This window comes from Cobetia sp. 4B (genome assembly GCF_018831605.1).
Taxonomy (GTDB): Bacteria; Pseudomonadota; Gammaproteobacteria; order Pseudomonadales; family Halomonadaceae; genus Cobetia; species Cobetia amphilecti.
The window spans coordinates 4,076,643-4,098,984 of record NZ_CP059843.1 but is presented as its reverse complement, the minus strand read 5'-3'; the positions used below and the strand labels follow the sequence as shown (position 1 = coordinate 4,098,984).

General features: G+C 64.8%; 21 protein-coding genes and 1 tRNA gene. 8 read left to right on the top strand and 14 right to left on the bottom strand.

Going from position 1 to position 22,342, the window contains the following annotated elements:
- Position 1: 1 nt before the first annotated feature.
- The 8 genes from H2O77_RS16805 to H2O77_RS16770 all read right to left on the bottom strand — a co-directional run bounded on the left by H2O77_RS16805 (position 2) and on the right by H2O77_RS16770 (position 8,159).
- Complete coding sequence (locus H2O77_RS16805) at positions 2–814, bottom strand: DUF1365 domain-containing protein (protein WP_240548648.1); 813 nt, start codon at positions 812–814, stop codon at positions 2–4.
- Positions 815–816: 2 nt separating this feature from the next.
- Complete coding sequence (locus H2O77_RS16800; protein WP_215823591.1) at positions 817–2,163, bottom strand: FAD-dependent oxidoreductase; 1,347 nt, start codon at positions 2,161–2,163, stop codon at positions 817–819.
- Between the two features lie 97 nt (positions 2,164–2,260).
- Positions 2,261–3,073, bottom strand: a complete 813-nt coding sequence (locus H2O77_RS16795; RefSeq protein WP_215823590.1) for an SDR family NAD(P)-dependent oxidoreductase — start codon at positions 3,071–3,073, stop codon at positions 2,261–2,263.
- Positions 3,074–3,244: 171 nt separating this feature from the next.
- Positions 3,245–3,730: a nuclear transport factor 2 family protein gene (locus H2O77_RS16790; protein WP_215823589.1), complete on the bottom strand. Its 486-nt coding sequence runs from the start codon at positions 3,728–3,730 to the stop codon at positions 3,245–3,247.
- Positions 3,731–3,794: 64 nt separating this feature from the next.
- Positions 3,795–5,291, bottom strand: coding sequence for a deoxyribodipyrimidine photo-lyase (gene phrB, locus H2O77_RS16785; RefSeq protein WP_215823588.1), 1,497 nt, complete (start codon positions 5,289–5,291; stop codon positions 3,795–3,797).
- Positions 5,292–5,340: 49 nt separating this feature from the next.
- Positions 5,341–6,252: a MerR family transcriptional regulator gene (locus H2O77_RS16780; RefSeq protein WP_043335996.1), complete on the bottom strand. Its 912-nt coding sequence runs from the start codon at positions 6,250–6,252 to the stop codon at positions 5,341–5,343.
- Between the two features lie 266 nt (positions 6,253–6,518).
- Entirely contained in the window at positions 6,519–6,905 is a 387-nt protein-coding gene (locus H2O77_RS16775) for a CbiX/SirB N-terminal domain-containing protein (protein WP_043335994.1), read from the bottom strand.
- Positions 6,906–6,944: 39 nt separating this feature from the next.
- On the bottom strand, positions 6,945–8,159 hold the full coding sequence (locus H2O77_RS16770; protein ID WP_215823587.1) for an FAD-dependent oxidoreductase: 1,215 nt from the start codon (positions 8,157–8,159) through the stop codon (positions 6,945–6,947).
- 164 nt (positions 8,160–8,323) lie between these two features.
- On the opposite strand from H2O77_RS16770, the gene H2O77_RS16765 reads away from it, so the two are divergent.
- Entirely contained in the window at positions 8,324–9,259 is a 936-nt protein-coding gene (locus H2O77_RS16765; protein WP_054556918.1) for a TIGR01777 family oxidoreductase, read from the top strand.
- A gap of 20 nt (positions 9,260–9,279) precedes the next feature.
- Here H2O77_RS16765 and H2O77_RS16760 read toward each other — a convergent pair whose 3' ends face one another.
- The 3 genes from H2O77_RS16760 to H2O77_RS16750 form a co-directional block, all read right to left on the bottom strand.
- Positions 9,280–10,041: an RluA family pseudouridine synthase gene (locus H2O77_RS16760; protein ID WP_215823586.1), complete on the bottom strand. Its 762-nt coding sequence runs from the start codon at positions 10,039–10,041 to the stop codon at positions 9,280–9,282.
- Positions 10,042–10,273: 232 nt separating this feature from the next.
- Positions 10,274–13,216 carry an RNA polymerase-associated protein RapA gene (gene rapA, locus H2O77_RS16755; RefSeq protein WP_215823585.1) on the bottom strand — a complete coding sequence of 981 codons (2,943 nt, stop codon included), beginning with the start codon at positions 13,214–13,216 and terminating at the stop codon, positions 10,274–10,276.
- A 138-nt stretch (positions 13,217–13,354) separates the two neighbouring features.
- Positions 13,355–14,212 (bottom strand): TlpA disulfide reductase family protein, encoded by an 858-nt coding sequence (locus H2O77_RS16750; RefSeq protein WP_215823584.1) that lies wholly within the window; start codon positions 14,210–14,212, stop codon positions 13,355–13,357.
- Between the two features lie 200 nt (positions 14,213–14,412).
- Here H2O77_RS16750 and H2O77_RS16745 point away from each other — a divergent pair, with 200 nt between their 5' ends.
- On the top strand, positions 14,413–14,673 hold the full coding sequence (locus H2O77_RS16745; protein WP_043335981.1) for a hypothetical protein: 261 nt from the start codon (positions 14,413–14,415) through the stop codon (positions 14,671–14,673).
- Between the two features lie 35 nt (positions 14,674–14,708).
- Here the strand turns inward: H2O77_RS16745 and H2O77_RS16740 are convergent, their stop codons facing one another.
- From H2O77_RS16740 to ispB, 3 genes are all read right to left on the bottom strand, one after another.
- Positions 14,709–14,939, bottom strand: a complete 231-nt coding sequence (locus H2O77_RS16740; protein WP_215823583.1) for a hypothetical protein — start codon at positions 14,937–14,939, stop codon at positions 14,709–14,711.
- Between the two features lie 136 nt (positions 14,940–15,075).
- Positions 15,076–15,152: transfer RNA gene (locus H2O77_RS16735), tRNA-Pro, on the bottom strand.
- A 258-nt stretch (positions 15,153–15,410) separates the two neighbouring features.
- Positions 15,411–16,400 carry an octaprenyl diphosphate synthase gene (ispB, locus tag H2O77_RS16730; protein WP_131432825.1) on the bottom strand — a complete coding sequence of 330 codons (990 nt, stop codon included), beginning with the start codon at positions 16,398–16,400 and terminating at the stop codon, positions 15,411–15,413.
- Positions 16,401–16,683: 283 nt separating this feature from the next.
- Here ispB and rplU point away from each other — a divergent pair, with 283 nt between their 5' ends.
- The 6 genes from rplU (at position 16,684) to murJ (ending at position 22,325) form a co-directional block, all read left to right on the top strand.
- Entirely contained in the window at positions 16,684–16,995 is a 312-nt protein-coding gene (gene rplU / locus H2O77_RS16725) for a 50S ribosomal protein L21 (RefSeq protein WP_043335971.1), read from the top strand.
- A gap of 33 nt (positions 16,996–17,028) precedes the next feature.
- Positions 17,029–17,286 carry a 50S ribosomal protein L27 gene (gene rpmA / locus H2O77_RS16720; protein WP_043335969.1) on the top strand — a complete coding sequence of 86 codons (258 nt, stop codon included), beginning with the start codon at positions 17,029–17,031 and terminating at the stop codon, positions 17,284–17,286.
- A 125-nt stretch (positions 17,287–17,411) separates the two neighbouring features.
- The gene (gene cgtA / locus H2O77_RS16715) at positions 17,412–18,608 is read left to right on the top strand and encodes an Obg family GTPase CgtA (protein ID WP_043335967.1); all 1,197 of its coding nucleotides are present in this window, start codon (positions 17,412–17,414) and stop codon (positions 18,606–18,608) included.
- A gap of 203 nt (positions 18,609–18,811) precedes the next feature.
- The gene (gene proB, locus H2O77_RS16710) at positions 18,812–19,993 is read left to right on the top strand and encodes a glutamate 5-kinase (protein ID WP_107335842.1); all 1,182 of its coding nucleotides are present in this window, start codon (positions 18,812–18,814) and stop codon (positions 19,991–19,993) included.
- A gap of 289 nt (positions 19,994–20,282) precedes the next feature.
- A complete protein-coding gene (gene rpsT, locus H2O77_RS16705) occupies positions 20,283–20,549 on the top strand; it encodes a 30S ribosomal protein S20 (RefSeq protein ID WP_043335965.1) in 267 nt (88 codons plus the stop codon).
- A gap of 237 nt (positions 20,550–20,786) precedes the next feature.
- Entirely contained in the window at positions 20,787–22,325 is a 1,539-nt protein-coding gene (gene murJ, locus H2O77_RS16700) for a murein biosynthesis integral membrane protein MurJ (protein ID WP_267895344.1), read from the top strand.
- Positions 22,326–22,342: the final 17 nt, after the last annotated feature.

Sequence of the window (22,342 nt, the reverse complement as noted above, 5' to 3'; positions counted from 1 at the left end):
CTCATGATGAAGACGGCGAGCGCGGATGGTCGAAGATCGGCACGCGCTTGAGCGCCAGACGCAGCGCCTCGAAATGAATGCCTGCGACCGTCTTGAGCGTCATCCAGGGGAAACGCAGCAGCAGGCGATGAAAGGCGCGCGGGGTAGCCGGTTCCAGATGCAGGCTCAGGCTGGCATCGAACAGCGAGTGCTGCGCTTTCCGCGCCGTGTCCCCGGTGAGGGGGTGATTTTCCATGTGCAGCAACAGCTCATCTGCGCTGGGGTCGTTGAAGCGCCAGTGATAGCGCATGCCCATCGGCATGAAGGGCGAGACATGCATGCGCTTGTCGAACTGCGCCGCCTGCATGCGTCGCTGCGGGTCAGTCCGGGCGGCATACAGCACACGCTCCCCCCAGGGGATATTGGTTACCTCGCCGAGCACGGCGCCCAGCTGGCCTGAGGCGTGATAGAGGTAATAGAGGCGGATCGGGTTGAAGCCGATCCCGAAGTGGCGCAGCTGGGTCAGCAGAAAGATGCGCCCCTGCGGCAGCGGCGCGTGATCGCCACCACGGGCGAGCTCGCGCTGGCAGGCGGTGCGCACCCGCTCCTCGAGTGGGCCATCGGCAATGTCGTGGACTGCGGCCGGCAGATGGTCACTGTCGCGAAAGGCCAGTGGCGCGGCGTGACTGGCGCTCACCAGGCGCGTGCCGGCCATCAGCGTCGGCAGCTCATCCAGTGCCAGCCACGCCATGGCGACGCGATAGCGAAAGGCATGCAGGCGCGGCGCGTGACGACGGTGGCGCAGCGTGCCATAGCCGATGCGGCTGGCGGGCACCTTCAATCGTCTGCCTCGCGAGCGCCCAGTGCCTCGGCGACCCGCAGCGCACTCCATACGCCATCCTCGTGAAAGCCGTTGCGCCACCAGGCGCCACAGAAATGGGTGTGGCCGACCTTGCCGTTCGGGGTTGCCTGAACACCGGAAATCTCCTCGAAGCGGGCCTTGGCGGCTTCGGCAGCCAGCGTGAAGCGTGGGTGGTCATAGGCATAACGCCCCAGCACCCGAGCGGGATCAATCGCGTCGCTGTCATTGAGCGTGATGCAGAAGGTCTCGCGGGGCGGGTGCTCGCGCTCATCAAGGCATTGCAGGATGTTCATGTCGTAGGTGACGCTGGCCCGCTGGGCGTCCTCGCGCCCGTCGAGGCGATAGTTCCAGCTCGCCCAGGCCGCCTTGCGCCTGGGCAGCAGTGAGGTGTCGGTATGCATCACCACGTCATTGCGCTGGGTCGTGATCGCCCCGAGCACTTCGCGCTCCTGCTCGCTGGCATCGCCGAGCAGCGCCAGTGCCTGCGGTGCATGACACGCCATCACCACCTGGTCGAAGCGTTCACGGCGGCCATTGGCATGCTCAAGCGTCACGCCGTCGGCGTCGCGCAGGACCCGGGTGATCTTGCTGTTGAGGTGAATGCGCTCGGCATAGCCCTCGGTCAGCGGTGCGATATAGGCGCGCGAGCCACCGACCAGCGTGAACCACTGTGGGCGGTCATTGACCGACAGCAGGCCGTGATGGCGGAAGAAGCGCACGAAGAACAGCAGCGGGAACTGCGCGATGTCCGCGATGCTGGCGGACCAGATCGCCGCGCCCATCGGCAGCAGGTAATGCTCACGGAATACCTGCGAGTAGCCATTGGCATCCAGGTAGCTGCCCAGGGTCGCGCCCTCGGCGAGCTTGCCGTCGTCCAGATCGGCGGCAGCCTGCTTGTTGAAGCGCAGGATGTCGCGCAGCAGGCGATAGAAGCGCGGACGCAGCAGATTGCGCTTCTGGGCGAACAGCGACAGCAGGGTATGGCCGTTGTACTCGAAGTCCTCGGCGGTGGTGTGCACCGAGAAGCTCATCTCTGTGGGCTGATAGGCCACGTCGAGACGTTCCAGCAGGCGCTGGAAATGCGGGTAGGTGCGGTCATTGAAGACGATGAAGCCGGTGTCGATGGCCCAGTCGCTGCCATCGGCGCACTGCACATCCATGGTGGCGGTGTGGCCGCCCAGGCGTTCGGCTGACTCGAAGACATGTACTTCATGCTTGCGACTCAGGTAGTAGGCCGCTGACATGCCGCTGACGCCGCTGCCGATGACGGCGATGCGCTGGCGGTCCAGAGGTGCTGTCGCGTGTGTCGTTGTTGTATTCATGCCACTCCAGAAGGAAAACGAGTCGAACCATGTCGTCAGCAGCTGGGCTGCGGGAAGGTGCACTGGCAGGCCTGTTTGCCTCACCGGCAATGAATCGTCAGTCGCGGGTCATGCGTAGACCGATGCTGCGTTGCAAGGGGGCGGGCAGGATGCCCAGCAACTTGACCAGCAGCGTGAAGCGTCGCGGGAAATGGATGTCGAGCCGATGACGCGCGAGCCCCGCCACGATCGCCTCGACCGCCTGATCGACAGTGACCTGCATCGGCATCGGGAAGTCATTGCGCTCGGTCAGCGGTGTCTTGACGAAGCCGGGGTGAATCACGCTGACATCGATGCCCTGGTTGTCGAGGTCCAGTCGCAGCGACTCCAGGAAGTAGCTCACCGCGGCCTTGGAGGCGCCATACGCCTCCGCGCGTGGCAGCGGCAGGTAGGCCGAGGCACTGGAGACCGCTGCCAGCTGCGGTCGCTCACCGCCGTCTGCCGCTGCCATGCGCAGCAGCGGCAAGGCGCTTTCGATCACATCCACGGCGGCCTGGAAGTTGGTCGCGAACACGCGATGGACCAGGTCTGCCTCGAATTCCCGTGCATCCAGATATTCGCAGGTGCCAGCGTTGAGCAGTGCAAGGTCGAGTCCACCAAAGCGGGCCTCTATCTGGCTGGCCGCCGCGCGGATGGCCTCACGGTCGGTGAGGTCGAGCGTCACGACCAGCGCTTCCCCGGGGCCTTGCTCGGCATCGGCTGCGATGGCTTCCAGCTTGTCGGCGGAGCGCGCGCTCAGGGCGACCCGGTGGCCATCCGCCAGCAGCCGGCGCGCCAGCCCTTCGCCGATGCCGGAGCTGGCGCCGGTCAGCCAGATGCGTTTGCGAGCCTTTGCGGTCGTCGATGTGGTGCTCGAACCATGACTGGCCATTTCCCCTCCTTGGCATGTATGTGTCTGGCTTGCCTGTCTGTCTCTGCGTGTCTGTGTGTCTGTGTGTCTGTGTGTCTGCGCCTTGCCTGGCCTGGCGAATCTGGATGGCACTGACTCAGAGAACGCCGGGCGTGTCCGTATGGATGTCGCCAGGGTTCAACCCTCTGCTGCTCAGTCCATGCGACGTTTCAGCAGGCCGATCACGTTGCGCAGTACAGGCACCTGCTCGTAGAGCAGCTCACCGGCATCGAAGAAATCACGGTGCTGGATGACCTTCCCGTCTCGGAACTCGAGGCGTGAGGCGCCCTGCACGCTGATGTCCTTGCCCCCGTTCAGACGGGTATGGCGATAGGTCATCGTCCAGCTTAGCCAGGCAAGTCCCTGTTCATTGCCTTCATCCGCAGGGCCGGCGGCTTGCGCAGGCACCGGCCCCAGCGGGTGATGAAAGACGAAGTCGATGGCGGCGACATTCATGTACAACCCTGAGAAATAGGCGTTGAGTGCCGTCAGACCGCGGACTTCATGCAGGGGGTCGCGGAAGACGATATCGTCACTGTAGACTGATTTGAGCAGTTCTGTAGAGGTTTTGTCCAGCTTTTCGTAAAGACGACATACCCGAGTCAGGGCCGGGCTTATCTCGTCGGGTAGCGATTGCATGGCAATGCTCCTGAAGGGGGGATACAAGAGCGGCCTGCTGAAGGTCAGCAGGCCGCTTGAGGGGTCATTCGCTTTTTGACAGCGCCTTGAAGGTATCCAGCGCCCGCTGGCGGGCGGCCTTGTGATCGACGATCGGTCGTGGATAGCCCGTCTGTTGGCAGTCATCCGCACTGGGCTGGTGGCGCCGCTTGGCGGGCAGCTCGGCCAGTTCCGGCACCATGCTCGCGATGAACTCGCCGCCCTTGTCGAAGCGCTGGCCCTGGGTGGTTGGATTGAAGATGCGGAAATAGGGCGCGGCATCGGTGCCGGTGGAAGCCGCCCATTGCCAGCCACCATTGTTGGCGCCCAGCTCACCATCGACGAGATGGGTCATGAAGAAGGCCTCGCCACGCCGCCAGTCGATCAGCAGATGCTTGGTGAGGAACATCGCCGTCACCATGCGCAGGCGATTGTGCATCCAGCCGGTCTGCACCAGCTGACGCATGGCGGCATCGACGATGGGGTAGCCGGTACGGCCCTCGCACCAGGCGGCGAAGCCTGTCTCATCGTCGCGCCACTGCAGGGCTTCGGTGTGGCGCTGGAAGGGACGGTGGCGATTGACGCGCGGGAAACCGACCAGGATGTGCTGATAGAACTCACGCCAGATCAGCTCGTTGACCCAGCTGGTCAGGCCGACATCGCCATCGGCGAGGCTGCCGTTCTCTGCCAGTACGGCGGCGTAGCATTGGCGGGCTGAGATCATGCCCAGCGCCAGATAGGGCGATAGCTCGCTGGTACCACGGGTGGCGGGGATATCGCGCTGCTCGTGGTAGCGGCGCGCTCGGAAGGTCAGGAAGCGCTCCAGGCGCTCCTGCGCGGCCTCTTCGCCGGCCGGCCATAGCTCGGCGTCCAGCGCTGTCGCCGGCTTGCCCTTGAGCGTCTCGGGCAGTGGCGGGATGGCGTCGCCCTGGATCTCGCGCCCCTGGGCGTCACGGGGCGTGGCTTGCACTTCAGGTGCCTCATTCAGCGCCAGACGACGGGTATCGACTTCCTTGTGCCAGCGCTTGGAGAAGGGCGTGAAGACGCCGTAGTAATCGCCCTTGCCGGTCAGCAGCTCGCCGGGCGTGAAGGCCAGCATGTCGGTGTAGCGATGCAGGCGGACGTCGCTCTCGGCAAGGCGCTCACGCACGCGCCTGTCGCGTTCACGCTCATTGACGGCATATTCGTCGTTGAAGTGCAGGGCCTGGGCACCCAGCTCGTTGCACAGCGCGGCCAGCGCCTCGGGCACCTCGGCGAAGGTGTCGCAGTCGAGCACCTTGAGCGGGATGTGATAGCCGGCGAGTGCCTGTTGCAGGACATGCAGGCCGCGGCGCAGGAAGTCGAGCTTGTTGGCACCGTGGCCGTGCTCGACCCACTGCGCCAGGCAGGGGGCGACGACGGCCACGGCCGGGCCGCGTGCGGCGGCCTGCGAGAGAGCAGTGTTGTCGTGTACGCGCAGGTCACTGCGCAGCCAGACCAGCTGCAGGGGAGCCCCCGCTGGCGCGGAGGCGGGGGAAGAGGCGGATGGTGAGTCAGATGACATCGGGGCTCCTTGGCGATCGGTGAAACCAATGCCGAGCAGGAGCCTGCGATCAACGTGCCATCAAGGACCTCAGGCGAGCGACCGCCTGAATCGGGTCGGCCCCCAGGCCTTCAATGGGCCCGTCTACCAGCTCCTGCTGGCGAATCTGGGCGGCCGGGCCAGCGATGGCCAGCGGCACGCTCAATTGTTCTGCGACCCGCGGCAACTGACGGCGCATGACATCCGAGCGCTCGGCCTGGGTGCCGACCAGCACCACGGCCTGTGCCTGCAGGCGCTCTGCGGCCAGCGGCAACTCCGCCAGCGGCAGTGGGCCATCCAGCAGGCTGACGTGATAGCCGGCGTCGCTGGCGACCAGCGCGAACAGCAGCAGCCAGCTCAGGCCCGGTTCTTCCGGCAGGCGAGTCAGCGTGATATGCGGGGCGTGACGCTCCTGATTGGCAAACACCAGCCGGGCACCGATGCGCGAGCGCAGGAAGCTCTCGAAGAAGCACTGGGCCAGGCGGGTGCCGAAGGTGGCGGTACCGCGCTCCTCGAGCTGTTCGAGCAGCGGACGCCACAGGCGCTCGACCACGCTGCTGACCGGGTACAGCGCCAGGCTCTGGTTGTACAGCTCGGCCAGGCGCGCCTCGTCCTGGGCGTCGATGGCGGCCAGCGCCAGCTGCTGCTGGCCACTCCAGCTGCCTTCGTCCGGCATCGGCGTGCTTTCCGGCTGCGGCTGGTCGAGCAGCTCGCGTACCTGGCTGACAGGTACTCCGCGGTTGAGCCACTGCAGGATGTGTTCGATCCGCTCGATGTCCTCGCGGGCATACAGGCGATGCCCCTTGGGCGTCCGGCGGGGCTCGATCAGTCCGTAGCGGCGTTCCCAGGCTCTCAGCGTGACCGAATTGACGCCGGTCAGGCGAGAGACTTCGCGGATCGGAAACAGCGGCGAACTGGCAGTTTCCGTGGCCTTGTCAGTCATGAATGGTGTTACCTCTGGCGGTGACGAGGCATCCCGGGTGAAGCACAGGTGAGGACGACACACAGGGTAAAGTTGAAGTGTCGTCACTTGGGGCGCTGTGGGATACCGGCAATGCATCTTGTGCACTAGCTGTACATGTGGGCATCAGGATGGCGCAGCCGCCAGAGCCTGACAAGAGGCAAGCTGCGTCGCATCCCCGGTGCGCATGTTTTGAAGGTGCATCACAGCGCCTTTGACGCCGAAGGTCCCGTCATGAAATCGGCCGTCTAGGCGTTGTCCTGTTGCTCCACAATCTGGATCAAGGCCTCGACAAAGGCCGGATGTGCACCCACCGGGTCAAGCAGACTGATGGGGCAGTCGGGGTGCTGGCGCTGCGAGTCTTCCAGCATGGCGGGCACGTCCTCGCGCAGATGACGGCCGGCCGCGAAGAACAGCGGCAGGATGTCGATACGTGCGGCACCGTCTGCCGCCAGGGCATCGATGGTGTCGGTCAGCAGCGGATCGCACAGTTCCATATAGGCCAGACGCGTCGGGCGCTTGAGGCGGGAAGCCAGTGTGGCTTCCAGTGCCTCGAAGGGCTCGCGCCAGCGCGGGTCACGTGACCCATGGGCCAATAGAATCAAGGCGTTGTCGTGATCAGTGGACGTAGTCATGCAGCTATCCTGTGGGCGATGAGGGGTCGAGGCAGCGTATCAGCTGTCGGCGAGGGTGTTGAGCAGCTGTTCGGCTACCTCGTGTCCTGACAGCCAGGCGTCCTCGACGCGCGGGCCACGCAGGGCGTCTCCGGCCAGCCATAGCCCGGATGACCCTTGGCCATAGCCCTTCTGGTCATAGACATTGTGGACATAGTCCTTCTGGTCATAGCCCTTCTGGCCGGTTGCCGCTGAGGTCTGCGGCAGTGTCTGGGTCGGGTGAGCGTAGCGCCAGCGATGCGCCGCAAGGGTGACCTTGCCCTGGCTCCAGCCCGGCGCCAGCTCGCGGAGCTCCGGCAGTGCCTCGAAGGCCTGCCACAGCAAGGTCGCGACCTCCTGTGGCGACTTCTCCAGATTCGCTCGGCTCCAGCCGGCGGTCGCCAGCAGGCTCAGGGTCTCTTTGCTCAGGGTCTCCTTGGCATGTGACGGTGTCTGGCGGCCGGGACGCGAATGCTGGCGCATCACGCAGCGCAGCGGACCATCATCACCGCGACTGACCAGCAACCCTTGCCAGTCGGCGTCGCCCCCCAGCGCGGGTAGCGGCGTCTCCAGAGTGGCCATCAGTGTCCAGGTCGGCGCCATCTCCACCTGCGCCAGCGCCTCACTCAGGGCCGGGGCCAGCGAGTCCTCGCAGAGCGCCGCCCCCTGGGCGTCGGTACCGGCCGTGCTCAGCAGGGCGCGTGCCTGCGGCGCCGGTGCGCTGATCACCACGTGATCGAAGGGGCCGTGGTGATCTCCGTGACTGTCCTCGAGCCGCCAGCGCTTGCCTGATGATGTGCCTTCGCCCGCGATCAGGCGCGTGATGCGCGTTTCGCTGTGCAGACTGGCGTGGGCCGGCAGCTGTTCACTGAGGTGGCGGCTCAGGGCGCTCATGCGCGGACTGGCCACGTAGCGGGTGGAATCATCGCGCAGCCGCTGCCATTGGCTCTCGTCAGATGCCGACTTGCCGAGGCTCAACAGCCTCTCACCCCAAGTTGCGACGACGTCTGCGGCCCGCCATTGCTCGAGCGCGGACTGGAAGCGTGGATCACGCGCCGTGAAGTATTGCGCGCCGATGTCGATGGGGCCTTCGCTCGTGCGGCGACTGGCCAGGCGTCCGCCGGGGCCGCGTGCCTTCTCGAAAATCGTCACCGCATGGCCCTGTGCGGCCAGTCGGGTAGCGGCTGACAATCCGGCGATACCGGCACCGATGATGGCGATGGACGATACTGGCATCTGGAGGCGACTCCTGCGCGGGCGGTGTTCAGGGGGGGACGGGTCGTCATATGACCCGACAGCAGATACGCTAAAGTTAACTTCTTGCGCATAATTGTACAATATAAGTATAGATTTATGGCGTAAGTCGGCACACTCGATGCTTCATCGCCGAGGAGGGCAACATGCGAATATTGATAACAGGTGCAACGGGGTTCGTCGGCCAGGCGCTGTGTCAGTCACTGGCCGCGGCGGGCCACTCGCTGGCGGTCGTATCGCGCCGCCCGGAGCGTGCTGAGCGCCAGTTTGCCGACCTGGGGCTGACGGTGGTCGCGGCGGATTCGTCACTGGCCTTCAAGGATTGGCAGCCTGAGGGCATCGTCAATCTGGCGGGGGAGTCGATAGCCGGGCGGCGCTGGAGCGAGGATCACAAGCGTGAGCTGCGCCGTTCGCGGCTGGAGACCACCGAGCATCTGGTGATGCTGTGCCAGCAGCTGGCCGCCGAAGGCCATCCGCCGCAGGTGATGGTGTCCGGTTCGGCGATGGGCTATTACGGCGCACAGCCCAAGGCGGGCGAGCCGGACGATGTCGAGATCGACGAGCAGGCGACGCCCCACGACGATTTCAATCATCGCCTGTGTCGCGACTGGGAAGCGGCCGCCATGCCCGTCACCGAATACGGCGTACGGCTGGCCATCATCCGCACTGGCCTGGTGATGGAGGCCGATGGCGGCACACTGGCCAAGCTGCTGACGCCCTTCAAGCTCGGGCTCGGGGGGCGGTTGGGGGATGGGCGCCATTACATGCCGTGGATCCACCGCCACGACATGATTCGCATCATCGAGCGTCTGCTGGCGGATGACAGTCTCAGCGGTGCCTTCAATGCCAGCGCGCCGCACCCGGTCACCAACATGGGCTTCACCCACGCTCTGGCTCGCGGTCTGGGGCGTCCGGCGATCCTGCCGCTGCCGGCCAAGGCGCTTGAACTGGGGTTGGGGGAGATGAGCACCCTGCTGCTGGAAGGCGCCCGCATGGTGCCGGCGCGTCTGCTGGCTGCCGGCTTCACCTTCGACTACCCGACCCTCGACGTGGCCTTCGCCGATATCCTGTCACGCAAGTGAGCCTTGGCAGCAAGGCGCCGCTAGAAGGGCAGCGGCGCTTCCAGCACCAGTGGCGGCGCATCGCTGTCGCTGGCTGGCGGAATCACCAGGCGCGCCGCATGCAGCAACAGGCGCGGGCTGGCATTGAGTGCCGCTCCGCGCGCATAGAAGCCATCGCCGATGATCGGATGGCCGAGCGCCAGCATATGCAGGCGTAGCTGGTGTGAGCGCCCGGTATGCGGCGTCAGCGCTACACGGCTGGCGGCGAGGGTCTGAGGCGTACCATCCGGGCGCTGGCCCTCGAGCGTCAGTTGCTGCTCGACCCGATAATGCGTCAGTGCCGACTTGCCATGCGTGAAGTCGACGATCTGACGCGGGCGGCGTGGCCAGTCACAGCGCAGCGGCAGGGCGATGCTGCCCACGCCGGGCGTGAGATGACCTGCCACCACGGCCAGATAGCGTTTCTCGATGGTGCGCGACTGGAAGAGCCGCGACAGCCGTCGCTGGCCCTCGACGTTGCGCGCCACCAGCAGCACCCCGGAGGTCGCCACATCCAGGCGGTGCACGGCACGGGTATCGTCGCTCAGCTGGCACAGGCGCGAATGGACACTGTCGAAGCGCGAGGGATCACGCCCCGGTACCGAGGGCAGCTCGGCCGGCTTGTCGATGGCCCACCAGTCATCGCCCGCGGCCAGCAGCGACAGCCCCACCTTCGCGACACGCTCGCCTTCCTCGGCCAGGCGCTCTCCCTGCCAGCTCTGCCCTGACGCTGCCTCGTCGCTCTCTGGATATGATCTCGCCATGAGGGTGCTCTGTAGTAATGAAACGATAGGATGAAACGATAGGGGTGAAGCGGAAGTGATAAAGCGTACGTGATGGGCCGCGAATCGTGGCACGCAAGCGATGGCATCGTCGCGGCCGCTGGTCGATCTGGCAAGTCCAGCGGGCCATTGTCGCTGGCGCACACGGCAAAACGCCCCACCTGCCGATGGCAGGTGGGGCGTTTCAGGTGCATCACTGACGCCTGCGGTCAGCTCAACGCTCGTGGGCATCCACGGTGACGATGACGCGCACACTGTCCAGACGCAGACGGGTGGTCTCGATGGCGCCATCCAGCGCGGCACGCTCCTGCCGCAGCGCTTCGAGCTCTTCCTCGCGCACGGCCGGGTTGTGGCTGGCCAGGGCTTCCAGGCGCGCCAGTTCGGCACTGAGCTGCTCGCGCATCTGCTGCTGGGCCTGCTCGACGATGGTCGGCAGTTCGCGCTCGGCTTCCTGCTCGGCATCGCTCATCAGCTTGCGCAGCGTGGCGTGGCTCTGCTTGATCAGGTCACGCGCGACCGCCTTCTTGACCGGCTTGAGATTCTTGGCCAATCCGCCGAAGGACACCTTGTCGGACAGGTTGCTGCCGGTTTCATCCAGCAGCACACGGATGGCGGTCGGCGGCAGGAAGCGGCCCAGACGCAGGCCGCGCGGCGCGGTGGACTGGGTGCGGAACACCACTTCCGTCATCAGGCGGCCACCGGGAATCGCCGGGTGCTTGAGCAGCGCCAGCGCGGTGTTGCCCATCGAGCCGTCCAGGATGCGGACCAGCATCTCGCGTACCAGCGGATGCTCCCACGACAGATGCTGCACGTCTTCGCGTGACAGCGCGGTGGTGCGGTCGCTGGTGACGCTGAAGCCTTCCTCGCCCTTCACCAGCCCCGGCAGGCCGTCGAGCATGTGCGGGCCCGGTGCCAGATAGGTGATGCCGTCGCCGAGGTCCCGGCTCTCGATGCCGAAGATGTCGAAGGCGCGCTCCAGATAGCCGGGCAGCGCCTTGTCGTTGTCCAGCGTCTCGATGGCGGCGATGACTTCCTCGGCGCGCTCGTGACGGCAGGCATTGAGTTCCAGCAGGCGGTTGCGGCCGGACTGACGTTCTTCCTGTAGGGCGTCGAAGCGCTCGCGGGTCTGCTCGATGATGCTGTCGATCTCTTCGCTGTCGAGCAGGGCTTCTTCCAGCTCGTCGCCGAACTGGGCGTAGAGCTCGCTGCCGATGCCGTGCGGCGCGCTGAAGGCGTCCATGCCGTCACGGTACCAGCGCAGCAGCTGGGCGCCCGGCGAGCCTTCGAAGACCGGCACGTGGATCTCGATCGGGAATTGCTGACCGATGCGGTCCAGGCGCCCGATGCGCTGTTCGAGCTGGTCCGGGTGTACCGGCAGGTCGAACATCACCAGGTGGTGACAGAACTGGAAGTTGCGACCTTCCGAGCCGATTTCCGAGCACACCAGCAGCTGCACGCCTTCCTCTTCGGAGGCGAAGGCCGCGGCGGCACGGTCGCGCTCGACCAGGCTCATGCCCTCATGGAAGACCGGTGCATGCACGCCGCCCAGCACGCGCAGGCCTTCGGACAGCTCACGCGCGGTATCGGCGGTATGACAGATCACCAGCGCCTTCTCGTTGCCGAGGTCGGTCAGGGTTTCCAGCAGCCACATGACGCGCGGGTCGATCTGCCACCAGGGTTCCGCGTTCATGCGATCATCGGGCAGGGCGCGATACATCTCGTCGAGGAACAGCACCACCTCGGGGTGGTTCATGCCGGTCTCGATCAGCAGGTCATCGAGATAGTCCTCGTCACGCTCCAGCTTGCGCACCACGCGACGGTAGGAGGAGGGCAGTTCCAGCTCGTGGACGTGCAGGCGACGCTCGGGGAAGCCGGCGACATGGGTGCGTGAGTTGCGGAACATCACGCGGCCGGTGCCGTGGCGATCGAGCAGCTGGTCGCGCAGCTGGCGACGCGCGCTGTCGCGCTGGGCATCGTCGGCATCGCTGTCCATCAGGGTGTCGAGCAGGGCGCGGCTGTCGCTGTCATCCAGCACGCTGGCGAGGCTGTCGAGACCGGACTGATCGGCGGGCAGCGCTTCCAGGGCGTCGATGGCGCTGGCGACGGCCACATAGCCCTGTTCCTCGGCCTTGAAGCGCTCGATGTCGTGATAGCGCTCCGGGTCGAGCAGACGCAGGCGCGCGAAGTGGCTCTCGAGCCCCATCTGCTCCGGCGTGGCGGTCAGCAGCAGCACACCGGCGGTCTGGCGAGCGAGGGATTCGACACAGGCGTAGCCCGGACCGACCTTGTCTTCGCTCCAGTCGAGGTGGTGGGCCTCATCGACGATCAGCATGTCCCAATCGCAGGCGGCAGCCTGGACCTGACGCGACGGGTTGGCGAACAGCCAGTCCTGGCTGGCCAGGATGATCTGGTTGCCTTCGAAGGGGTTGCGTGTGCCGTAGGCCTTGCACTGCTCTTCGTCGAGCAGCGAGACATCCAGCGCGAAGCGGCGCAGCATCTCGACCAGCCACTGGTGGGTCAGGCTCGCCGGTACCAGGATCAGCGCTCGGCTGGCGCGGCCGCTGAGCAGCAGGCGATGCAGGATCAGGCCGGCTTCGATGGTCTTGCCGAGGCCGACTTCATCGGCCAGCAGTACGCGCGGCGCGTGACGGCGCGAGACTTCATCGGCGATGTACAGCTGGTGTGGCACCAGATCGACCTTGGGGCCGGACAGGCCCAGCGCCGGGCTCTGCTCGACACGATGGAAGTGGCGCAGGGTGCGGTAGCGCAGGTCGAACCAGTCATTGCGGTCGACCTGGCCGGTCAGCAGGCGGTCACGCGCCTGATTGAACTGCATCTTGTCGTTCAGGCGGGCTTCGGGAAGCTCGATGAGCTCGCCGGCATGTTCGCCGCTGCGCTCACAGATGTAGACGATCTGGCCGCGCACTTCCTTGAAGTCATCGACGATCAGCCATTCGCCATCGTCGGACTGGATGCGGTCGCCATTGCCGAAGGCCACCCGGGTAAGGGGCGCTTCGCGCAGACTGTAGGTGCGGGTTTCTTCGCTGGCGGCAAAGAGCACGGTGACGGTGCGGAAGTCGACATTGAGGATGGTGCCAAGGCCGAGATCAGCCTCGCCGTCACTGATCCAGCGCTGACCGGGAATGAAGTCGCTCATGAAGCCTCGGGGTAGGACAAAGACGGGAATCGGGAATACAGGGGCGCGGTATCTTACCGGATCAGACGCCGTGGCTTAAGCGCCTTTTCTTGTGGCGAGCGTCTTTGTCGCACCGAGCGAGGCCAGCGGCGTGTCGCACTATGGCTGTGACGCCGGTAGCAGGGCGTCCAGCTGGGCGCGGCTCAGCTCGCCGATATGACGCTCGATCAGCTGTCCGTCGCCATCGAAGACGAGGGTCGCGGGCAGTCCCTGCGCCTCGGCCAGCGCCATCAGCTGCATGGCAGGGTCGAGCAGCGCGTACTCGAGCGTCAGCTGTTCGCTTTGCAGAAAGCGGGTCACCGCCAGTGCCTGCTCGCCCTGATTGGCGAGTACCACGGTGACGCCGGGTCTCTGATCAGCCTCTGCCAGCAGTGGCATCTCGCGCCGGCAGGGCGGGCACCAGGTGGCCCACAGATTGACGATCACGCGTTCGTCCTGGATGTCATTCAGCGCGACGGGGCGGCGATCCAGATGATTGAGGGTGACGGCAGGCATCGCCTCGATGGCGGAGTCATTGCCCAGCGGGTCGAGTTGCTTGAGGCCGAGGAAGGCGGTCAGCCCCAGGGTCAGACTGCCCAGCGCGATGACCTGGCGAATCGCGCCATGCCGGCGCAGCAGCCACAGGCTGGCCAGGGTCGCGGCCAGCATGCCGCCGAGCAGGTGGTAGCCCGGTTGCCACAGCTTGAGGATATCCAGCGGTGCCTGCTGATAACTTGCCCAGTGCAGCGCGACATGAGTGAGGCGCGCACCGATCACCCAGCTGACCAGCATGCGATTGAACCAGCGCGAGGGGCTCAGCGGGGGAGAATCGTGAGCGGGCGCGGTCGTGCCCCTGGCGTGCATGCGTGCCAGCAGACGAATCAGCAGCGAGAACTCGATCAGCATCACCAGGGCTGCCACGAAGGCATAGAGGCGTTCGACGGAAATCAGGGCAGGGCCCAGGGCGATGGCGTCCATGCGGTTATCCTCTGGCGGTGTCCGGGGGAGCGTTCAGGGCAGCAATACCTGTCGGCCACTGTATGTGGCAAGCGCTTGGCAAACGCTCGGCAGGCGCTGCAGTCGCGAGGCTCGAGTATGCGATAATCGACGGACTTCGACATCCACGCCTCGCGCGCTGATCAATGCTCTGCCGCCGAGGACGCTGCAAGGATATCCCCATGCTGTCACATCATTATGACCGTAGCCGTGCGATCGCCGTTGCCAGTCAGGCCAGCGGCCTGATCGCCATCGTCGCGCTGGAGACCTGGCTTGGCGATGCCGCCCGCCCTTGGCAGGGGCTGGTGTTCGCCCTGATGCTGGCCTTCGGTCTCGGCCTTGCCCTGCGCAGTTACTACCTCAAGCAAAAGGCCCGCCGCGACCGTGAACGTGCTGGTCGCGAGCGGGCCCGCAAGGCGAGTGACAGCTGGATGTCCGACTGACTCGCCGCTCGACATGGTTCAGTGCGCGCCATGAATCAGTAACTCTGCAGGCGGTAGCCGTCGCGCTCCATGCAGTATCTCAGCAGTGTCTGCTTCTCGTTGGCGGACTTGTCGGTCAGGCCAAGCTCGTACTGGCAGCCCGCATAGGTATTGTGGGCTTGTGTGCTGTTGGCGCCGGGCTTTTCCCATTGGGCGCGCGGGCTGGCACAGGCGGAGAGCAGTGAGGTCAGCAGCAGGGACAGCAAGGCAAGACGCAGTGTGTGCATGGGGCATCCTGAGGGATGTAGCGCGTTGGGAAGTGCGTCGCAGATGCGAGCAAGCAGAAGGAAGCTTGTGAGGCAGGAAAAACCTTCCAGCATCAAAAAAGCCGCTGATCAGTGATCAGCGGCTTTTTCATATATCTGGTCGGAGTAGCAGGATTCGAACCTACGACCTCTGCCTCCCGAAGGCAGCGCTCTACCAAGCTGAGCTATACTCCGATGCGTCGTGAGCTTGTCTCGACGGAGGTGAATTATACGCAGGCAGCTTTGCTTTGCAAGCCCTTGAGGTCAAAAAGTTTTATCTGAGTCTCAAGGGGCAATTCCGCTGTCGAGAAGCGCGCCTCTCTTCATCTCATCCTGCTGGCGCTTCTTGCCACGTTGGCGGCGCTTTTCTGCTGTCTTGATGGACTGACGGACCAACTGACTGACGGACCAACTGACTGATGACCTGCCAGGCAGGCCATCACCATGCGGGTATCAGGCCTGGCGGCCGACGCTCAACAGCGCGATGCGCTCGAGACTGTCGCGGAATTCGCTCTCCGGCAGTGCCTTGAGCTCGCTCAGGGCGTTGTCGGCCATCTCCTGGGCGCGGCTGCGGGTATAGTCGAGGCCGCCCGTGAGGCGCACCACTTCCAGTACCTCGTCGAGCTGCTCCAGCCCACCTTTCTCGATGGCGCCGCGCACCAGACTGGCCTGCGCCGGGCTGCCGACCTGCATGGCGCGAATCAACGGCAGGGTCGGCTTGCCTTCGGCCAGGTCATCACCGACGTTCTTGCCCATGGTCTCGGCATCGCCCTGATAGTCGAGCAGATCATCGATCAGCTGGAAGGCGAGGCCCAGGTAGCGGCCATAGTTCTGCAGCGCGCTGACCTGTGCCGGGGTGACGGTGTCGTCGGTTTCCCTGGCCAGAATCGCGCCGGCATGTGCGGCCGCCTCGAACAGCATGGCGGTCTTGCCGTGGATGGTCTCGAAGTAGGCGGCTTCATCAATGTCGGCGTTGCCGATATTGGTCAGCTGCAGGACCTCGCCCTCGGCGATGGTGCAGGTGGCGGCGGAGAGAATCGCCATCACGTCCATCGAGCCGACTTCTACCATCATCTGGAAGGAGCGTGAATAGAGGAAGTCACCGACCAGCACCGAAGGCGCATTGCCCCAGGTGTCATTGGCGGTGGAGCGGCCACGCCGCAGGCTGGATTCATCCACGACATCATCGTGCAGCAGGGTCGAGGTGTGCATGAATTCGATCAGCGCGGCCAGATGAACGTGTTTCTCGCCTTGATAGCCCAGCGCGCGGGCTGCCAGCAGCACCAGCACCGGGCGCAGGCGTTTGCCACCACTCTGGATGATGTACTGACCGATGGTCTGGACCAGCGGCACGCGCGACTCGAGCTGCGCGAGGATGGTGCGGTCGACGGCGGCGAAGTCATCTGCCACTGCCGCGTGAAGGGTCGATGCGTCGGCTTGCATGAGATCGTCGTGCCCGTAGCGAGAGGTGAGGCCGCCGTGGCGTGCCGTTTGGCGGTAATGCTATGGGGCACCCCTATGGCCGTCAAGGCGTGCACCCGCGCAAGGACGCTGGCTGGCGGCCGATTGGTCGCGTAAACCTTGACATTGCTTGTCGGTCGCGGCACGTGGCGCTATAATACGCGGCCGTGACTCATCCCGCTCCCTGTCAGATGGCTCCAGAAGGGGCGCCACTCGCAGCAGGCCACCCAAGAGCACACCCTTGATGAGTCCGATGGAGAGAATCATGTACGCAGTTATCAAGAGCGGTGGCAAGCAGTACCGCGTTCAGGAAGGCCAGACCCTGAAGCTCGAGAAGCTTGAAGTCGCGACTGGCGAAGCTATCCAGTTTGACGAAGTCCTGATGGTCGCTGAAGGCGACGACATCAAGGTCGGCGCTCCGCTGGTTGAAGGTGCCAAGGTTTCTGCCGAGGTCGTGTCTCACGGCCGTGGCGACAAGGTCACCATCATCAAGTTCCGTCGCCGGAAGCACTCCATGCGTCGTGCGGGCCACCGTCAGTGGTTCACCGAAGTCAAGATCACTGGTATCTCTGCTTAATTGCAGCGCTACCCACCATAGGAGAATTATCCAATGGCACATAAGAAGGCGGCGGGCTCTACCCGCAACGGTCGCGATTCTGAATCCAAGCGCCTTGGTGTGAAGCTGTTCGGTGGCCAAGCGGCTATCGCCGGCAACATCATCGTGCGTCAGCGCGGCACCCGTTTCCACGCTGGTACTGGCGTCGGCATCGGCAAGGACCACACTCTCTTCGCTCTGGCCGACGGCCACGTGAAGTTCGAGACCAAGGGTCCGAAGAACCGCAAGTTCGTCAGCATCGTTTCTGCCTGAAACGTCTGACAGCTTACGCAGACTGCTCGATGCCCCGGTGTCGCATGGCAGTCTGCAAGGAAGCCCCGCTCAGGCGGGGCTTTTTTGTCGCATGACGGCCCGGGTCGTCGTCAGGAGAGAGCAGCATGCAGTTCCTTGATGAAGCGTCGATCATTGTAGAGGCCGGACGTGGCGGCAATGGTTGCCTGAGTTTTCGCCGTGAAAAATACGTGCCGCGCGGTGGTCCCGATGGGGGCGACGGCGGGCACGGCGGCAGTGTGTACCTGATCGGGGATGACTCCCTCAATACCCTGATCGACTTCAAGTTCCAGCGCTACTATCAGGCGGAGAGCGGCGATGCCGGTCAAGGCCGCCAGATGGCAGGCAAGGCGGGCGAGGATCTGATCGTCAAGGTGCCGGTCGGCACCACCGTGATCGACGAGGAAACCCTCGAGATCATCGGTGACGTGACGGAAATCGGTCAGCTGTTGCTGGTCGCGCAGGGCGGACGTCGTGGTCTGGGTAACATCCACTTCAAGTCCTCGACCAACCGCGCGCCGCGCCAGACCTCCAAGGGGACCTGGGGCGAGCGTCGCAACCTGCGCTTCGAGATGAAGGTGATGGCAGATGTCGGTCTGCTCGGCATGCCGAATGCCGGCAAGTCGACGCTGATCCGCGCCGTCTCCGCCGCCAAGCCCAAGGTCGCCAACTACCCGTTCACCACCCTGGTGCCGAACCTCGGTGTCGTGAAGATCGGTAGCCACCAGCACTTCGTGATGGCCGATATCCCCGGTCTGATCGAAGGCGCTGCTGACGGCGCTGGCCTGGGTCTGCGCTTCCTCAAGCACCTGACGCGTACGCGCCTGTTGCTGCACGTGGTAGATATTGCGCCCTTTGACGAGAGCGACCCGGCCTATGCGGTCGAGGCGATCCTCAAGGAGCTCAAGAACTTCTCCGCAGCACTGACGGAGCTGCCGCGCTGGCTGGTGATCAACAAGATCGACCTGCTGCCCGAGGACGATCGCGACGCGATGGTCAAGGACCTCGTCGAGCGCCTGGGCTGGGAAGGCGAGCTGTTCGTCGTCTCCGCGGCCAGCGGTATCGGCACTCAGGAGCTGGTGCAGGCCGCTCACCGCTGGTTGGGCGAGCAACGCCTGCAGCTGGCGGAAGATCCGGAAGCTGCCGAGGCGCATGCCGCCTTGCTGGCGCGCATGGAGAACGAGTCGCTGGAGCGCGCTGAAGAGCGCCTGACACGTCGCAAGCGCAAGAAGGATGACGAAGAAGAGGACGATGACGACTTCAATGACGACGATTACGACGTCGAAGTCGAATACGCGCCCTGAGGTATCAGTTCGTCCGGTGGCTGTCCTGCGCGGCAGCCACCGAGTGACGAGCGACCCGCTTCGCGATTCACGCCCCGCCCCGAACCTCATGGTTTCGCGGCGGGGCGTTTTCGTTGTCGGGGCCGGCGAGGAGTGATGACAGCGGGCGGGCGGGAGCAGACAATGGCAAGCAGGGAGGCAGAGCCTGCCGGGCGAGGGATTACATGACAGGAGAGAGCGCGGTGTCGGAGCAGAAGGTGGCGGAAGTGGCGGAACTGGGCAGTCAATCGGGGCGCGAGGCCTTGGCCAATGCACGACGCGTGGTGGTCAAGATCGGCAGTGCGCTGCTGACCGATGACGGCCGCGGGCTGGATGATGCCGGTATCGGCCGTTGGGTCGATCAGATCGCGGCGCTGCACGCGCGGGGTGTCGAGGTGATCGTGGTGTCCTCCGGGGCGATCGCGGTCGGCATGTCGCGGCTGGGCTGGTCGGCTCGCCCCAGCGGCGTGCATGAGCTGCAGGCGGCAGCGGCGGTCGGTCAGAACGGCCTGACCCAGTGCTATGAAGAGCATTTCCATCGTCATGGCCTGACCACGGCGCAGATTCTGCTGACCCACGATGACCTCTCCAACCGCAAGCGCTACCTGAATGCACGCTCGGCGCTGCGCACCCTGGTCGACCTGCGGGTGGTGCCGGTGATCAACGAGAACGACACCGTGGTCACCGACGAGATCCGCTTCGGCGACAACGACACCCTCGGTGCGCTGGTCGCCAACCTGCTCGAGGCTGATGCGTTGTTGCTGCTCACCGATCAGGAAGGCCTCTATGATGCCGACCCGCGTCATGACCCGGCGGCCAGCCTGATCGAGGAAGCCCAGGCCGATGACCCGATACTGGTCAAGGTGGCCGGCGGCGGTGGCGTGCTCGGGCGTGGCGGCATGGCGACCAAGGTGCGCGCGGCGCGTCTGGCGGCGCGCAGTGGCGCATTGACCGTGATCGCCTCTGGTCGTCAGCCCGAGGTGATCACCCGGCTGGCTTCCGGTGAGCGCTTCGGCACGCTCCTCTTGCCGGAGCATGCACCGATCGCGGCGCGCAAGCGCTGGATCGCGGGGCAGCTGCAGGTGCGCGGCACCCTGACGCTGGATGCCGGCGCCGTCAATGTGTTGACCACGCGTGGCTCCAGCCTGTTGCCGGTGGGCGTCAGGAAGATCGAGGGCGCCTTCAAGCGCGGTGATCTGGTGCAGTGCGTCGATGAATCCGGCCAGCGCATCGCCAAGGGGCTGGTGAATTACAGCGCCGAAGATGCCGGACGGATTCTCGGCCTGCCCAGTCATCAGATCGAGGCGACGCTGGGCTATATCGAGGCGCCGGAACTGATCCACCGCGACAACCTCATCGTGCTGTAGCACCCATGAGGCCTGCTTCCTGGCTCTGTGCCCGACTCCTGCGTAGGCAAGCTCAGACTGGCGATATGCGCTCGGGTCATGCTAGACTCTGCCGTCCTGTCGGGTGCTGGTCCGCCCCGATGGCGAAGGTTTGGCGGGGCTTCCACGTCAAGTCGCTGATTTCTCGAAAGTCTTCACTTCAGTGTCGAAAGGCGAGAGATGATCGGACTCGCTGTCGCGGTGCGACAACGTCTTCCAAATTCAAGTTCATGAGTACGCGCCTACGGGTGGACTCATAAGGAGCATCAAAGTGGCAAATTCCAAGCAAGCACGTAAGCGCGCTCGTCAGGCTGAAGTTCGTCGTCAGCACAACTCCGCACAGCGTTCCGCCGTGCGTACCAGCATCAAGAACGTGCTGAAGACCGTCAAGACTGGCGATCACGCTGCTTCCATGGCCGCTTTCAATGTCGCGCAGAAGGTCCTCGACCGTTACGCCGACAAGGACATTCTGTCCAAGAAGAAGGCCGCTCGTCTGAAGAGCCGTCTGAACACTCGCGTCAAGGCACTGGCTGTCTAAGACGTGTGAGTGTGAAAAAACCGGCTTCGGCCGGTTTTTTTGTGTCTGTCTGTCGAGTGGATGACATCGGTGTCAGGTCAGGGAAGCGAGAGGGGTGTCAGGGTGAGCAAGCCGCAGGATGAGTCGCCCGCAGGCGAAAAGGAAGTCAGGGGAGAAGACGGCAAGGCCGAGGCCGCCGCGCAGTCCGCTTCACAGGCGAGTGCCCAGGGCGAGACCCGCTCGGGCGATAGCCTGCCGGTGCGGGGTGGTCTGTTGCGCTCCGGGTTGATCGTCAGCGTGATGACGATGCTGTCGCGCGTGCTGGGCCTGGCGCGCGATGTGACCATCGCATCCCTGCTGGGCGCCGGCAGCGGGGCGGACGCCTTCTTCGTCGCCTTCAAGATCCCCAACTTCATGCGCCGCCTGTTTGCCGAGGGTGCCTTCAACCAGGCCTTCATTCCGGTGCTGTCGGAGTATGCGACTCGCCGGACGCGGGAAGAGGTCCGCGAGTTGCTGGACGCCGTCAGTGGCAGTCTTGGTGTCATACTCGCGTTGATCACCGCGCTTGCGATGCTGTGCGCACCCTGGCTGGTGTGGGTCTTCGCGCCCGGGTTCGGTGACGATGCCGGCAAGCTGGCGCTGACCGGCGACATGCTGCGCCTGACCTTCCCGTATCTGCTGCTGATCTCGCTGACCGCCTTCGCAGGCAGCGTGCTCAATACCTGGAATCGCTTTGCGGTGCCGGCCATCACGCCGGTGCTGCTCAACCTGAGCCTGATCGGTGCGGCACTGTTGCTGGCCCCGCGCTTCGAAACACCCGCCATGGCGCTGGCCTGGGGGGTGCTGATCGCAGGTGGCGTGCAGTTGCTGTTCCAGGTGCCGTTCCTGCTGCGGCTTGGCCTGATGCCCAAGCCATGGCCGAATTTCGCCCATGAAGGCGTGCGCCGCATCCTCAAGTTGATGACCCCGGCGCTGTTCGGTGTCTCGGTCTCGCAGATCAATCTGCTGCTGGATACCGTGCTGGCCTCGTTTCTGGTCACCGGCAGCGTGTCGTGGCTCTATTACTCCGACCGTCTGGTCGAGTTGCCGCTGGGCATCATCGGCATCGCCATCGGGACGGTGATTCTGCCGGCGCTCTCCAAGCGCCACGCCGAGCAATCACTGGAGCACTTCCAGAAGATGCTCGACTGGGCGCTGCGCTCGGTGCTGTTGATCGGTGTGCCGGCGGCGCTGGCGCTCGGCGTGCTGGCCGAACCCCTGCTGATCACGCTGTTCCACTACGGCGCGATGACCGACAACGATGTGGTGATGTCGGCCCAGAGTCTGCGTGCCTACAGCTTCGGTCTGCTGGCCTTCATGTTGATCAAGGTGCTGGCGCCGGGCTTCTATGCACGTCAGGACACGAAAACGCCGGTCAAGATCGGTATCATCGCGATGGTCGCCAACATGGCCTTCAACCTGGCGCTGATCGTGCCGCTGGCGCACGCCGGGCTCGCGCTGGCCACGGCGCTGTCGGCCTTCCTCAATGCGGGCCTGCTGGCACGCGGCCTGTATCGTGACGGCGTGCTGCGCTTCCAGCCCGGCTGGGGACGCTATTCGCTGACCCTGATCGGCGGTTGTGCCCTGATGGGTGGCGGCCTGATGTGGTTGTCACCGGACTGGACCACCTGGCTTGGTTGGGGCCTGTGGGAGCGCTGTGCGATGATGGGAGCGCTGGTCGTCGGCGGTGTACTGGCCTATGCGGTGTGGTTGGGGCTGTGTGGTGTCCGCCCGCGCCATTTCCGCATGCAGAGCTGAGTCTGCTGCCCGGGTGC

Bases quoted from the DNA above. Each gene is read 5' to 3' on its own strand.
- H2O77_RS16795 (WP_215823590.1), bottom strand. From the start codon at position 3,073: ATGGCCAGTCATGGTTCGAGCACCACATCGACGACCGCAAAGGCTCGC.
- H2O77_RS16775 (WP_043335994.1), bottom strand. From the start codon at position 6,905: ATGACTACGTCCACTGATCACGACAACGCCTTGATTCTATTGGCCCAT.
- phrB (WP_215823588.1), bottom strand. From the start codon at position 5,291: ATGTCATCTGACTCACCATCCGCCTCTTCCCCCGCCTCCGCGCCAGCG.
- H2O77_RS16760 (WP_215823586.1), bottom strand. From the start codon at position 10,041: ATGGCGAGATCATATCCAGAGAGCGACGAGGCAGCGTCAGGGCAGAGC.
- H2O77_RS16750 (WP_215823584.1), bottom strand. From the start codon at position 14,212: ATGGACGCCATCGCCCTGGGCCCTGCCCTGATTTCCGTCGAACGCCTC.
- H2O77_RS16770 (WP_215823587.1), bottom strand. From the start codon at position 8,159: ATGCCAGTATCGTCCATCGCCATCATCGGTGCCGGTATCGCCGGATTG.
- rplU (WP_043335971.1), top strand. From the start codon at position 16,684: ATGTACGCAGTTATCAAGAGCGGTGGCAAGCAGTACCGCGTTCAGGAA.
- H2O77_RS16745 (WP_043335981.1), top strand. From the start codon at position 14,413: ATGCTGTCACATCATTATGACCGTAGCCGTGCGATCGCCGTTGCCAGT.
- rpmA (WP_043335969.1), top strand. From the start codon at position 17,029: ATGGCACATAAGAAGGCGGCGGGCTCTACCCGCAACGGTCGCGATTCT.
- proB (WP_107335842.1), top strand. From the start codon at position 18,812: ATGACAGGAGAGAGCGCGGTGTCGGAGCAGAAGGTGGCGGAAGTGGCG.
- H2O77_RS16800 (WP_215823591.1), bottom strand. From the start codon at position 2,163: ATGAATACAACAACGACACACGCGACAGCACCTCTGGACCGCCAGCGC.
- H2O77_RS16740 (WP_215823583.1), bottom strand. From the start codon at position 14,939: ATGCACACACTGCGTCTTGCCTTGCTGTCCCTGCTGCTGACCTCACTG.
- H2O77_RS16780 (WP_043335996.1), bottom strand. From the start codon at position 6,252: ATGACTGACAAGGCCACGGAAACTGCCAGTTCGCCGCTGTTTCCGATC.
- H2O77_RS16790 (WP_215823589.1), bottom strand. From the start codon at position 3,730: ATGCAATCGCTACCCGACGAGATAAGCCCGGCCCTGACTCGGGTATGT.
- H2O77_RS16765 (WP_054556918.1), top strand. From the start codon at position 8,324: ATGCGAATATTGATAACAGGTGCAACGGGGTTCGTCGGCCAGGCGCTG.
- rapA (WP_215823585.1), bottom strand. From the start codon at position 13,216: ATGAGCGACTTCATTCCCGGTCAGCGCTGGATCAGTGACGGCGAGGCT.
- cgtA (WP_043335967.1), top strand. From the start codon at position 17,412: ATGCAGTTCCTTGATGAAGCGTCGATCATTGTAGAGGCCGGACGTGGC.
- ispB (WP_131432825.1), bottom strand. From the start codon at position 16,400: ATGCAAGCCGACGCATCGACCCTTCACGCGGCAGTGGCAGATGACTTC.